Raw genomic sequence first — 14,097 nt, forward strand, 5'->3', positions numbered from 1 at the left:
ATGAAATTAAAGGTCTTTATTATCACTAAGCAGATACAAGATAAATTCCTGTATCTGCTCATACCCAATCACAAGTTATTGATAGAGCTAAATTTGTTATGTTGTTGATGAATGTCATTGTCTGTCATTTGAACATATCTCCGTACCATCTCTATAGCAGTATTTATAAAGAAGTTTTACTTCTATTAAAATATTTGACTACGAGTAATAAAAATACGTTGTGGGAAACAAGACTTTTTAAAAACAATTGCTAAAAATACTAATTAAATGACTACAAAAGACATTTAGTATAGATTTTATAAGAAAAATGTTTTCTTCTGCCACCTACCATTCATCAATGTTGAACATTATTTATTAGCATTCAAATTATTCCATGTGGCATGGTCCGGATTTGAACGCCAATGGCCATTTACAACTGTTCCATCTTGGCGCATATAGCTATCTACATAATGAACATTCACAAATTTCGGACATTGATAAGACTTGGAATGAATTAATGGATCATTTCCAAAGGAACCGTCTGAATAACCGCCCTCATAACCATTGATTACAAAGTTGGCATCATAAGTATGATCTACATATTGGTCAAATTGTTGGTCTGCACTATCATGCGATGGTTGCTGTAACATTCCTTCATTATTCATTTGATCATAAATAAACATCTTCTTACCCCCTATTTTGGTTCAGCTAATAAATAACGGTTCTGTAATAATGTATCTATCCTATCGATTACAGTTTTATTTTGCTCCGTATTTGTTTCGCGCGATTGAAGTTGTTGTTGCACAATTTGCTCCTGTTCCATAATGCGATCCTTAAACATTAAGACACACTGCTCTAAAATCCGCTGACAACTTTTGTCAATATAAATTTGTACTTCATCTGTAAAATCAAACTGTATTTGCTGCAACTGTACTGTTAAATCTGCCTTCATTTGTGGTTTTAGTTTTTCCAATTGGTCTTTTTGCATTTTCCGTTGTAAATATGGAAGACCAACCATTCCTAAAATCGGTAACAGTATAGGACCGCCTAAAACTAAAAATAACGTACTTGCCCCACCTACTATTAAACCAGAAGTCAGTAACGGATCGTGTTGCTTGCCAACTGATAATTCAACCTGACCGACATTACTCACTTGATGGTTCACACGTAACTGTTTAATAGTGACACGAGATTCAAAAGTTTCCGCTAAAATCTCTATCAACGCAGTTTCTAGCTTCCCAATCAATTCATGAATATGTGGATTATACCTCTCAATCCATAGCTTCATTTTGCGCTTCAATACATTTGGTATTTCTTTTTCGAAAAAGACTTGCACTTGCTGGCCTTGATATAACTCAATACGATCGATTAATTCTTCTTCAACTTCGTTAAAAAAAGTATCAATTGACTTTGCTGCCATTTGCTTAAATTCGTTGACGCGTTCCTCAGTATAGTCACGTAGCTGCTCTAAAAATGCTGTTTGTTCTGCTTGCCATTTCGAAAGCTGCTGCATTTGTAACCGTAATTCATCTGTCGATTGCATTAATAGTCCTTTTTTTTGTTCCAATGCTTGAAATAACTCTTCACGCAGGAATGAAAAACGCTGTTCAAATCGCTGCTGCTTTTCTTGCTGACGAGATCCTGCCTTGCGTAAAAAATCGATGCGCTCCTTTACTTTCGGCATGCCAGACAAGTGATATAATTCTTCATCCTGCTCCTCGATAGCATCAATGGCTTCTAATGCAGAAAAGGGAATGACTTCTGCCTCAGATAACGATGTCCCTTCCTTTATCTGGCGTTCAATTCTCGTAACAATCCCATCTAGTTCATCTTCGTCTACTTCATCTGCAAAATTAGCAACAAAAATAATACGATTTAATCCTTGAGCTAACAATGTTTCTGAAATAAATTCGTACTCAGTACTACGCAAAGGTCTTCGACAATCCAATAAGTAAAACACCACATCGGCTCGTGGAATGTATTGATATGTTATATCTGAGCGCAGCGCATTAACGTCATTTAAGCCAGGTGTATCAACGAGTACAATTTTCGGTTTAAGAAAAGCAATAGGACGTTCGATTTCAATCGTATCAATCTCTTCGGCCTGCTCTATTTTCATTGCAATAAAGTCTTTTAATACATCTGTGTCCGTATTAAATAATTTTGTTCCGTCGAACTTGTTTATGGTTATCCGATCTTCCTCCCCATATTTAACAATATTAATCGTCGCTGTTGTCGGAGTAACCCCTGTTGGTAAAATGTCTTGTTCAATTAACGCATTTAAGAAAGACGATTTTCCTGTACTAAATTCACCTACAACTACAAATGTATAAGTATCTTGTTCAATATCTTCTAATAATATTTCGAATTTCTGAGCTATTTTTATAAAATCATATTCATACGATAGCTCCACATGATAAGTGATATCCTGAAGAAAATTATTGTTTGGCTGTAACTGGTTCAAGCTGCTGCACCTCGTTTACATTGGATTGCTCAATATAATTAGTAAATGTTTTTTCGATATGCCCTATTAATGATTCACATATCATTTGTAGCTGTTTCAGCTTTTCTATTTTTTGTTGCTGTACTTCAGCTTCTAAATTTTGATTATCCAGAAGCATTTTAGCCTTTTTACGCTCTTGTTCAATTTTATTGACAATCGTGTCATTATACTGTTCTTTTAGCTTTTCTGACATTGATTTTAAGGCTTTAGTTAATTCCTTAGTTCGTTTTGAAATTGTGCTTTTATAGCGTTCTTTCACTTGAACCTTTAAACGTCCATACATCGACTGATCACTTTCACGAGATAAAATAGCAGAAGCTGAAGCACCTGCTACACCAGCACCGAGCATTCCCCAACCAGCAATTCCTCCTGTAAATACAACTGTCGCTAACCCAACTAGACCTAAACCGACACTTGCTCCTCCTACAGCATCATATGTTTTTTCTTCACGACGATAAATGCGTTCTCCCCACTGTGCATGATTACTAGATAAATTGAGCACATCCTTTGTTAAATTCCCTATCTGTTCTTCTAAATAATCACTTTCATCAGACATTACATCATTTATCATCTGTTGAATTCGAGTCTCTAACTGTTGCGTAACATTTTTCTCCAACTTACCAGTAGCTAAATCAATGTCGCTCTTGATATTTTCCGGATCATTCCCTAATTCAGTTCCCTCATTCATCACGTTTTCGGCAACATCTGATACTGCGTTTAACTCTTTGGTATACCAGCGAACAATACTGTCAGACTCACTTTGTAGTCTTTGAGCAATACGATTGGATGACTTTTGTAAATCATTTTCCACTATTTGAAGCTGACGCTCAATATTTAGTACATGCTCTTCTATATTATGAATTGAATGATTTAATGTATTTTGTTCAAATATAATATTGTCTTCTAATAACTGCTCGAGTAATCGAATACCTCGCTCAGCAGGTTTTCGCAATTTTTCGGTTCCACTCTCAACTGTTAAAAAGTTCATTAAATGATTCTCAAATTCTAGCATTCCTGTTTCTTCAATAGACAAAGGCTTCTCTTGCTTCCGGGCTGCCCGGCGACTTACTGGAACAGGTACCTCGATTCCCTTTTCACGTTTAAAATGATTTAAGGCATGCAGGGCTGAAATGAAATGAATTTTTGGATCCTCAATTCCTGCAGGAAGATTTTTTCGAACAACTTGCTCTATCTCAGCAAACTCCTCGGAAGATTTAATCTTATCCTTAAAGTTAATAACAAAAAATATTTTTTTAATATCTGCATCTAAAATACGCTGTAAAAAGGCCTTTTCACTATCGGTAAAAATTTGCGTCGCATTAAGCAAAAATATTGCAGCATCACTTCTTGGAATATACTCATCTGTAATCATCACACGACGCTCATCCATATCATTTGTACCTGGACTATCAATTAAGACGATATTATTCTCACATAATGCTGTAGGATAACCAATCTCTAAATGGGTTGCTTTACCAAAGTGGTCTTTAATTTTTTGAATAAAAGCAAAAGCTTTTCCATCTACTTGCTGCTTGTCCTCTGCGACATATTCTAGAAACTCTTCTTTTGTTAGCTTTTGTAACTTTCCATTATCAAAATGAACGGCATAACTTGGTTCATGGCGATAATGAATTTTATTAATAAGTGCGGTTGTCGGTACATTAGAGGATGGTAGTAATTCCTCACGTAATAGTGCATTTAAAAACGTAGATTTACCATTTGAAAATTCACCAACAACCATTACCTCAAATTGCTCACGACTTAAAGTTAAATACGTGATTTTTAAATCCTCGGCAATTTTTTTATTATCTATCCGTAGTGCTAGCTTTTCTGCTTGCTGCAAGTATTGTAAAAATTGATTTTTTGTTTGCTCATAAAGTTGTAAATTTGACATCTATTATTCTCCTTTAATAGCTATAAAATACGACTGATCCCTCATCCATATATAACCAATCCGTTTCATTAATACGATAACTGTTATCGTATTCAGAATACTCATATACGTCTGTAATTGTCCCCGAAGGTAATTCTCCAGTTATATTATCCGAGTAATCATATAAAGGAATATCAGATAGAACCTCGATATAACCAATTGGTGTTTCTGATGAATTATCTTCTTCATAGTTGTCTTCTTCATAGCTATCTTCTTCATAGTCCATCATTTCATCTTCGTAGCTACCTTCTTCATAGTCCATCATTTCATCTTCGTAGCTTGTATAAGAAACATAATTGTCATCGTTACTCACCCATCCATATTCGCCGAGAGAATACCAACCATTGGACTGTGAAGTGTCATAAACATATAAAGTGTCACCCTTAGAAACCTGCCCTATTAAGTTAGACTCTTTTTTGTCAGACTGACGGACATTTAATGCATTTGCAAGCACTTCGATTTCTCCAATTGGCTCCCCCTCAGCCACTGGAGTAAACGTCCAATCGATATGTAAATATTTATCCGCTTCAATCCAAGCGTTATTTCCTATGTTTGCCCATTTACTATTCGGCATTTCGAAAATAGCAACGTCAGATTCATCTTCTAAAAAACCAATTACCGCACTATCACGTGAGTCACTTTCAAAAACCGGTATAAAATCAGCTGCCACTTGTTCTGTTCGAATACTGCCATTACTAGTACTTAAAGCAGATTCAAGCTCATGCTGATAAAAGTCCATTTCATTATGATAAGCAACCCATGCGTCTTCTCCAACCTTCATCCAACCATTTTCAGTTAAATGACTCACCTCATATTCCAAATCATCTAAATAAGCAATGATTTCACCATTCTCACTTGCACGATTATAAACAGGAGTTTCATAGCCATTATCATAGATAGTACCAATACTATATTCGATAAATGTTTGTTCATATGGAGTGGAGTCTTCAGATTGCTCTGAATTTTCATATTCGTCACTTGTATCATCTGAAAAATAGTCATCTGACACTTGAGAAGTAGCAGTTACCACTTCATCCACCATATACTTTACATCATCTTTAAACACCACACCTAAATATAATACAGATGCAACCGCTACTACGAATAAAACAGGTTTGAAGCTATACAATAGCTGTGAAGGGAGTGTTGCAGGTGACGGTAATTGTTCCGGTATACCTATTTCTATAGACGTACAGTCTAAATCTTTTATTTGCAACCTCATTTTGTACATGGAAGTATTTAATTGCATTATGGCATTTTCTGTACTTTCTAGCTCTACTTCGTGCAAATATGGTGAACTTAATGAATCTGTCAGTTTTGCCTCCGAAATATATTGCTGAATTTGTAATAATTGTTCTCGTATATTTTTTAAATATTTCCACTGTGATACAATTTTCGTTGCTGTAATCACTGATTTTTTGTTTTCTTCTTGCTGCTTCGCTTGCTCGCTGGATAATGTATCTAATTGTTGCTTTAAAGAAGCAACTTGTTGCTCAAAATAAGCTATAATGTTTGGCATTAGCTCATCACGTTGCTTTTCCATTACATTAAGCTTATGATTAATTTCTTTAATTTCCTTTTTTAATTGATTAAATGTTATCTTTAATGCTCTTTTTCTTTCGCGTGCAATCCTATATAAATTCCTTGGTGCGGAGAAGTTTTTTCCTGCTCCAATTTCTGTTTGAAAAAATTGTTCAAACTCACTTACCTCTTTTGCGAAGTTTTGATTTTCTGTTCTTAATCTCTCATATAATTGTAGCGTCGCTTCCCACTGTTTGAACTCCTCATATTTTCCCCTTAGTGCTTGATGAACATCTGTTGCAATCCATTGTTTCATTGAATAGCGGGCATTTATTTTATCTTGCAAAGTGTTATGCTCATTGAGTAACAACTCTTCCCTCGATTCCCACTCGTTATTTAAAACAGCATTTTCTTCTTTAACATCACTTGAAAACTGTTGAAGCTTCTCTACTGATTTGATATACGGCGTTGATTGCAGCAATGACTCTACATCTTCGATTAGCTTCTTCCAATAAATTAAAAAGGAATCTTGAAAGCGTTGTTGCTTTCTCGTATCATCTTTTTTAATGTCTTCTATTTCTGTTAGTAATTTTGGAAAACCACTTATTCTAAAAAGATCATCATCATCTGTTTCCATTGCCTCCTGTGCCTCTATTGCAGAAACACCAACAATCTCTCGTACTCTTCCTTCTAGCTTTTGAAATTCATACGTTAAGTAGGGCGTCACATCATCGACTTCTGCCTCATCAATCATGTTAATCACGCCAAGCGGATGTAATCCTTTGTTTTGTAAAGTTTTAAGCATGTTGATTTCTGAAGCTCGACCAACTGAATTATATTTAAATATCCATAAACCATCATCTGCTTCATCATATGCATTTAATGCCTGTTCGTTATGTGCAGCGTTTGGTGAATTCAACCCTGGCGTATCGATTAACACAAGATCACGCAAAAAATCATTGCATAAATATAGATTTATCCGTTCAATGTTTGATCGTAATTGCTTTCCTTGCTCATGCCGTTCAGATGTCGTCTTATGTAAAAAAATTAGTGATGTACGCTCTACCTCACCATTTTGATAAACAATTTCTATGTAATCTTCCTCCGAGTAGCGCATATAAGTTGCAACAGCAGTTGTCGGTACTGCACCTGTGGGAAGTATATTTTGTCGCAGCAGCGTATTAATGAGAGACGATTTTCCTGAGCTAAATTGCCCCATAATCAATAGGCGAATCGGGTCTAATAACCGCTCACGATAGTTAGCTATTCGAATCGCATGCGAATGAAACGATGTCTCTTTTACAAAAAGCTGCTGAAGTTTTAGCAACACTCCCTCTAAACTCATATTAATCCTCCGATTCTGCTGTATATCCATCTATTACACCTTCACCTCTGCTCAGTTATCAAAGAACAACTTTATATCTTCATCATACTTATTCACTTGGACATACCATGTACTTCAAAGAAAAATTCCTTAAACTTTAAAACTAAGTATTTTAACCTACAATGCCATAAAATTCATAAAAAAGTTGTCGAAAAAAGGCGAAAAAAAGGATAAAAGATTCACTTTTTATTTGTTTTGTCATTTAACACCCAACCTAACTACTTATCCTCATAATTTATAAACGCAAACGTCAAATAATCCCCGCCTGTAATGGTCGGGATTTGATGATTAGCTACTCAAACTTCCGAGCAACCTTGTTTGATTGTTCCGAAGTTTAAGTTATTTAGGGCTAACTTGGTATACTTACATTTAATCTAATACACTTAGATAAAAGAGCAAGATATTTCATATAGTCGTTCTATACACATAAAATACGTGATACAATTGCGAATATACGTTCTTTATTAAGCAATATTTTTTACAAAGGTATGTTTTATGATTTTAAGAGTTTACGCTTATTTAAGGTTGAATAACACATTGCTTGATAAAAAATATAAGAGAGATAGTTACAATATAAGTAGGTATGATTATTAAGGAAGGGGGTGGAAAACGATGGATTTGGAAACGGTTATGCAGGAACTGGAGGCGCTCGGTAAGGAACGAACCAAAAAGACGTACATAAGCAACGGTGCACATGAACCGCTTTTTGGCGTAGCTACAGGCGCAATGAAGCCGCTCGCAAAGAAAATCAAGAAAAATCAGAATTTAGCTGAGCAGCTTTACTCTACCAGGAACTACGATGCTATGTATTTTGCCGGCATCATTGCGGACCCAATGACCATGACTGAGGTTGATTTTGAACGTTGGATGGATGCGGCTTATTTTTATATGCTGTCCGATTTTGTGGTTGCAGTAACTTTGGCAGAAACCCATTTTGCGCAAGTCGTTGCTGATAAATGGATCGCAAGCGGTGAAGAACTTAGAATGTCGGCAGGCTGGAGCTGTTACTGCTGGCTTTTGGGTAATCGTCCCGACAGTGAATTTAGTGCAAGCAAAATTGCCAGTATGCTTGATCAGGTGGAAAATAAGATTCACAATTCACCAGATCGAACGAAATCGGCTATGAATAATTTTATTTACACAGTGGGGATTTCATATTTGCCACTCCATGATAAGGCGGTTGAAACCGCAAAGGCAGTAGGTCCAGTCGAAATCAAGCGGGAAAATAAAAAAAGCAGTATCCTGCTTGCCTCTGAAAATATTCAAAAGGCTATAGATAAAGAGCAACTTGGTTTCAAACGCAAACATGTAAGATGTTAGCATATATTCATCTAAACACAATAAGGAATACTAAATAAAGAGCCTCAAATACGCACGTTTTTATGCACTATTTGCGTATTTTGGCTTTTTCTTCATCTGTTTCCTCCCTGCTCACTTCATTTTTAAATTTTCTTCCTAGTCCCTTAAATTCACAGATAGAATATTATGACCTCTATATCTATCATCTATCGTAAATATTAAAACGTTTTTTCCTACGTTAGGGAATCCTCGGCTTTTAAGTGTATATTTTCTTTACAGGGTACAGTGACTATTCAGGTGGGTACGAAAGATGGTATTAACTCTGTATATACAACTGATGAGGAAGGTATTTATCATATTAAATAATTAGAGTTAATCAGGTCGCTGTACACTAAGCACATTACAGTATAAAAAGTCAATTTCTTTGAGTATTCATACAAAGAAATTGACTTTCTCTTTTATAGAACAGGCCAGAGTTATTCCTCCAGCCTACAGTATATTATAATTCTATTTTATTTAATAAATCTCTTAATGCCTTTACTGATATTGCCTATAATAATAATATAGGGATTTTCGGTCTAAATACCTCGCTCCCTCTTGGACACTTTTAATCTTTTCTCTCGCATCCTGATGGGTAACTGTGATTAGTTGTAAAGATATGTGTAAACCGTTTTTCCATTTGTCCCAATTCTTTTATTTTATAGCCAAAAAAGTTGTCTACCTTTCTAGCCCAAACCTTGTTTGTATCATAGTCTTTTTCAGACTGATAAATGACATGTGGTTCATCTCGATTTATAAACGTCACCCCATTAGCATGATACAAATCAATCATTTGAATCTCTTCACCAGTTGGTGTATGAGCATCACATGCCTTTTGATTACTTGTTAAATGTAATGTTGTCTCATTAATTGGCAAGGCTATACAGCAAAAATAATATTCTTCACCATTGAGATGTCGGTAGAAGTCTCCACGCTTCATTTTATTCTCCTTTTCTAATCACTCTAAAAATCAATATTATTTATAAAACAAAAATAGTTTCTACCACTACCTTCTTAATTATGCAATACTCAATTTCTGTTTGAAGCGAGTTCCTTGATAACATCCACACATACAAATTGAGGACATTGACCAAGGGAAACAAATTGCCGTAATTGTTTAGCAATCGAAGGGAGCAATTAATCAGGATAAAGCTACATGTACTTTAGTATCCCTCTTTAAAATGGCATTATTGAAACGTATTCATTGTTTAAAAATCGAAAAAAACGGAAGTATGATAAGGGCAAGGGTAAGGAAAAAGACAGCCAGGGCACTGATTTTTTGTCTATCCTTCCACATCGTAACGCCAAACCCAACAGTATAAACAGTTATGCTCAGCAGAATAAGGATGGCAACTATATTCAGTTTAATCCCCCCCCTTTTTTAGGTCTTTTCACTTGTTTACCAAAGTCCACAATTTCAACATCAGTTTTGACTATAATGTCTGCTTCAAGATAAGATTTTGACCAATTAAATTTTTTATATTCTTCAATCGTTCCAAAATATTTTCGGGCAGACAATGATAAAGGGTACGGGACACCTTTTAATTCGGTTTGTGATTTTTCGAAAAACTTTTGAAACATCGTGTTCACATGATTAGCAATATGTTCTTTTAAGATTTGTCGGTTCTTTGTACTTTTTGAATAGTTGACCATTGATGGATTTGACAGGATTTCAAACTGTAAAGGCACGGTGAGCATAATCTTTGGCTTTGCACCCTTTACGTCCATTTTGACTGTATTGTTTTTCGTTTTGAGTATTCTAGCTGCAATTTGTTGAGGTTGATCTGAAAAAGGATCGGAAAAATTAACTAATATATCTTCGATGTTTGTTGTATCATCAAGGATATTGGCAGTGCGCGTCTCTTGCCCAGTTAGTGTATCAATCATGACCCCATTCTTGAACACGGCCGATCCGATAAATTGTGTATCATCAAGCTCACCAGATGCATTCAATTGCCCTGCTATGTATTCATCTTCTCCTCTAACAGGAGGGTTCTTTTGGCTTTTAGCTGTTGTGTACATCACTAAAGGAAGATCTGTTTCTCCTTCTGTCGTCTTAAAAAAACGAAAGAGAGTGGAATCTGGAACCAAACCATTGTCAATTCCATGCTCAATCATGAATTGAAAGTACTTATGAGGCCGTGTTTCCATTTTGGGGCGATTTTCCAGAAAATACTTATCTGCCTTCTCTTTACTTACCGCTAAATAACTATCCATACGAATTTCTTTATCTTGTAAAGCATCGTATAACGTAGGTAAAAAAAGAGGGTCTTTTGCAAATTGTTCGGAAACAACTGTAACTTTTAATAATTCATAACTAATATCACGAGATATGATCGAGTTAGCCGTACCTTTTGCTGTAATGAAATCATTGGCATCAAACGTAATGATTTCTCTTGGCTTTTCCGTTGAACCTCCCCCCCCTTGCATGCTTCCGACTTCAGGGTTGGCAATTAACATCGTGACTTTGATTTTTCCCTCATGTTTTGACTGATCAAGTCCTAGCCCGATGACATAGGCTTTGCTTTCTAATTCAGCACGATCCCAACAGCCCGTTAATACGCAGACAATCGCTAAAAACAACAATACCTTACATACTGTTTTTGTTTTTTTCATGTTTAAATTCCCCTTTGAACAGTGCCACTAACCATAAAAGAATACATATAGCCGTAAACGTTGGACCAACCATATATTGAACTGGGGCTTTGAATCCTAAAGAAACATCGATAGCTGTTTCTGGAATCATGCCAATCAATAAATAAATGGTTGCGAGTGATGGAATCAAGAATTCAAAGTCTTTAATTTTAAATAAATGGCCAAACATGAGTGAATTTATATATAAAAAGGCCGCAAAACGAATAAAAGCTGACAACAGCCAGATTGGGAAAAATAAGGTTTCAATATTCCCAAGAAAGTTCCCAAATGAAATATAACGAATGGTCGTATGAAATGGATAAGCCATTCCTTGTAAGGTCATATCAAATAGACATATAAAGATGAACATAGCTGCACTAAGGATGATGATGATGTAAATGAAAGAAAACCAAGTGCCTTTCCGAAAATCTTTATAAGATGTTATGTACGGGATGACCATGGTTAATATAAAAAAACTTGCAAAAAGGGTTAAGCCATGGGAGCTTTCTTTTAAAATTTCAAGTTTTCCAGATCCCCATATAGGAAATATTGACTCTAGATTGCTACCTTGAGTACTTAATAATAAGACAAGATAAAAGGAAAATGTGACAAGAAAAATGATAAGATAGGCAACCGATCCAATATGCTGGATTCCTTTTTTAGCGCCATACGCACAAATAAACATTAAGAGGGCATAGATAATTAAATTTGGTGTCGTTTTAAAATAAAAAGATCTAATGATATCCGTATATTCTCTCGAATCGGCAGACATGGCGAGTGAATTAATAATAAATATGAGCAGACAAACAAAAAAACCAATATATTTTCCAAGCAATTGTCGAATCACGTCAAATAGATTTTTACCCTGAAACACGGATAACGTTTTTAATAATAAGAAGAGAGGGATAGAAAAGATAGCTCCTGATAGGATAGGAATCATCCAGGCTGCGTTTTGTAGATGGCTGTACAGCGTGGTCGGCGTGCTTTCAGTTGCTTTTGTGCCAACCATTAAAATAACGATGGATACATATTCACGAATACCTAGTTTGCCCGCTTGCTGTTTCATATGATGTTTATTCCTTTCCTTGTTTGACCGTATCTTTTAGTTTTAAATATCCAGGGCGAAACCTTTCTTTGATCGGAACATGACGTACGATTAAGTCCTTTGACGAGAAGAAATGCGGTGTCATAGGTGCAAAGTACGGTGTGCCGAATGATTTTAATGAAACTAAATAAAACAGTCCGGCAATGAATAAAGCCGCCACTCCATATATACCAATAAAGCCAGCTGAAAAAATAAATAAAAAACGGGTCATGCGAATGGCGAAATTCATGCTTATATCAATGATAATAAAGGAGCTTAAGCCGCTTAAGGCGATGACGATGATGACAATCGGACTTATGATATTCGCCTGAACAGCTGCCTGACCTAAGATTAGTGCACCGACAATTCCAATTGTTGGACCAATCGGGGATGGCACACGCAATCCAGCTTCGCGAATAAGTTCAAATGCCATTTCCATCATTAAAATTTCAATTAAGGATGGCAAAGGCACTCTCTCCCTTGTTCCTGCAATCGCCATTAACAAATCAGGGGGAATCATCCCAACATGAAAGTTTGTAACCGCAAGATAAAAAGAAGAAGTAAAAATAGAGATAAATAGTGCGATAATCCGTAAAATCCTAATAAAATTCCCATACGGTGTACGCAAGTAATGATCTTCCGGTGAATGGAACAATGCCCAAAAGGTTGCAGGCAGAATCAAGGAGCTTGGTGAATTTTCCATTAACAAAATAATGTGACCTTCTTGAATGAAAGAGGCTGCCCGGTCAGGACGTTCTGTATATAAAATAGTCGGGAATAATGACCTAGGTCTTTCCTCTATATATTGCTCTAATATACTTAAGTCAACAATCGTATCAACGTCCAATGAAGCTAATTTATCTTTAATGGTTTGAAGAAGTTCTTCGTTTACTAGATCTTTTTCATAAACAAGAAATACATCATTTCTCGATCGTTTTGAAATAATCTTTGACTCCACAATCAGATTTTCATTTTTAATCTTTTTACGGATTAAGGAAATATTATCGATGAGTTTTTCAGTAAAAGCTTCTTTTGCCCCTTTTACAATGACTTCATTTTGTGATGATTGAATTCCCCGACTTTTAATTTCTGTTGTTTCAAATAAATAGCATTGAGTTTCTCCTTCTACAAAAAGGGCTGCCGATCCAGAGTTAATGCCTAAAAGTATATCTTCTATAATCTCAACCGTTTGAAGGACAGAATGTGAAACGATATCGGGGATGTACTTATGGGAATCCGTATTTTCAATTAGGTCTTCAACTATTCCTTTTTGAATATAATCAACTTTCGTCATCGTACTTAAATACATAATAAAAGCCCGGCGATTAAGTGAACCAATTGTAATCTCCCGTACCTTGACATCGATATTTTTAGGAACACTATACAAAGCTTTAAATGTCTCTAAGTTTTGATTAAAATTACTGCTTATTTTTTGTTTTTTTAATTCAATATCCTGTAGATTAGATTGTTCATTAAAATGTGGTTCGGTATTGGATTTCTTGAAAAGTGACTTTAAGCTCTGTTTTTTCATCATGAACCACCACCAGTTTTTTACTAGTTTTCTAAGTGGAGTTTTTTTTATGTATGAAAAGAAGGAATATGCTATATTTTAAAAAATTCAGTATCTTTATTATTATGATTAGATTTAATGGAGTTACAAAATATGTCCAACAGTCAAAATAACTATTCAAGGAAAAAATCTTTACTGGATGGAGCTATTG

9 protein-coding genes are annotated in these 14,097 nt (G+C 35.4%); 1 reads left to right on the forward strand and 8 read right to left on the reverse strand.

Annotated features, from left to right (window positions below; translation table 11 throughout):
• Nucleotides 1-347 precede the first annotated feature (347 nt).
• From V7068_RS19270 to V7068_RS19285, 4 genes are read right to left on the reverse strand one after another with little or no spacing between them, the layout of a single operon-like run.
• Nucleotides 348-662, reverse strand: a complete 315-nt coding sequence (locus V7068_RS19270; protein ID WP_499714128.1) for a hypothetical protein — start codon at nt 660-662, stop codon at nt 348-350.
• Nucleotides 663-673: 11 nt separating this feature from the next.
• Nucleotides 674-2,443: a dynamin family protein gene (locus tag V7068_RS19275; protein WP_499714129.1), complete on the reverse strand. Its 1,770-nt coding sequence runs from the start codon at nt 2,441-2,443 to the stop codon at nt 674-676.
• Nucleotides 2,418-4,376, reverse strand: coding sequence for a dynamin family protein (locus tag V7068_RS19280; protein ID WP_499714130.1), 1,959 nt, complete (start codon nt 4,374-4,376; stop codon nt 2,418-2,420). Before V7068_RS19280 ends, V7068_RS19275 begins: the two co-directional genes overlap by 26 nt.
• A 13-nt stretch (nt 4,377-4,389) precedes the next feature.
• Entirely contained in the window at nt 4,390-7,281 is a 2,892-nt protein-coding gene (locus V7068_RS19285) for a dynamin family protein (protein ID WP_499714131.1), read from the reverse strand.
• Between the two features lie 651 nt (nt 7,282-7,932).
• Between V7068_RS19285 and V7068_RS19290 the strand changes: the two genes are divergently transcribed.
• Complete coding sequence (locus V7068_RS19290; RefSeq protein ID WP_499714132.1) at nt 7,933-8,640, forward strand: DNA alkylation repair protein; 708 nt, start codon at nt 7,933-7,935, stop codon at nt 8,638-8,640.
• Between the two features lie 586 nt (nt 8,641-9,226).
• Here the strand turns inward: V7068_RS19290 and V7068_RS19295 are convergent.
• The 4 genes from V7068_RS19295 to V7068_RS19310 form a co-directional block, all read right to left on the reverse strand.
• Nucleotides 9,227-9,598: a hypothetical protein gene (locus V7068_RS19295; RefSeq protein WP_499714133.1), complete on the reverse strand. Its 372-nt coding sequence runs from the start codon at nt 9,596-9,598 to the stop codon at nt 9,227-9,229.
• A gap of 419 nt (nt 9,599-10,017) precedes the next feature.
• Complete coding sequence (locus V7068_RS19300; RefSeq protein ID WP_499714134.1) at nt 10,018-11,274, reverse strand: Ger(x)C family spore germination protein; 1,257 nt, start codon at nt 11,272-11,274, stop codon at nt 10,018-10,020.
• Entirely contained in the window at nt 11,249-12,358 is a 1,110-nt protein-coding gene (locus V7068_RS19305) for a GerAB/ArcD/ProY family transporter (protein ID WP_499714135.1), read from the reverse strand. Before V7068_RS19305 ends, V7068_RS19300 begins: the two co-directional genes overlap by 26 nt.
• Before the next feature lie 7 nt (nt 12,359-12,365).
• The gene (locus V7068_RS19310; protein ID WP_499714136.1) at nt 12,366-13,910 is read right to left on the reverse strand and encodes a spore germination protein; all 1,545 of its coding nucleotides are present in this window, start codon (nt 13,908-13,910) and stop codon (nt 12,366-12,368) included.
• Nucleotides 13,911-14,097: the final 187 nt, after the last annotated feature.

Origin of the sequence: Bacillus sp. JJ634 (genome assembly GCF_036962285.1) — a bacterium.
GTDB lineage: Bacteria > Bacillota > Bacilli > Bacillales > DSM-1321 > Peribacillus > Peribacillus asahii_A.

What these genes read in the sequence shown, in the direction of transcription:
- V7068_RS19270 (WP_499714128.1), bottom strand. Translation starts at nt 662, where the DNA reads ATGTTTATTTATGATCAAATGAATAATGAAGGAATGTTACAGCAACCA.
- V7068_RS19280 (WP_499714130.1), bottom strand. Translation starts at nt 4,376, where the DNA reads ATGTCAAATTTACAACTTTATGAGCAAACAAAAAATCAATTTTTACAA.
- V7068_RS19285 (WP_499714131.1), bottom strand. Translation starts at nt 7,281, where the DNA reads ATGAGTTTAGAGGGAGTGTTGCTAAAACTTCAGCAGCTTTTTGTAAAA.
- V7068_RS19290 (WP_499714132.1), top strand. Translation starts at nt 7,933, where the DNA reads ATGGATTTGGAAACGGTTATGCAGGAACTGGAGGCGCTCGGTAAGGAA.
- V7068_RS19295 (WP_499714133.1), bottom strand. Translation starts at nt 9,598, where the DNA reads ATGAAGCGTGGAGACTTCTACCGACATCTCAATGGTGAAGAATATTAT.
- V7068_RS19300 (WP_499714134.1), bottom strand. Translation starts at nt 11,274, where the DNA reads ATGAAAAAAACAAAAACAGTATGTAAGGTATTGTTGTTTTTAGCGATT.
- V7068_RS19305 (WP_499714135.1), bottom strand. Translation starts at nt 12,358, where the DNA reads ATGAAACAGCAAGCGGGCAAACTAGGTATTCGTGAATATGTATCCATC.
- V7068_RS19310 (WP_499714136.1), bottom strand. Translation starts at nt 13,910, where the DNA reads ATGATGAAAAAACAGAGCTTAAAGTCACTTTTCAAGAAATCCAATACC.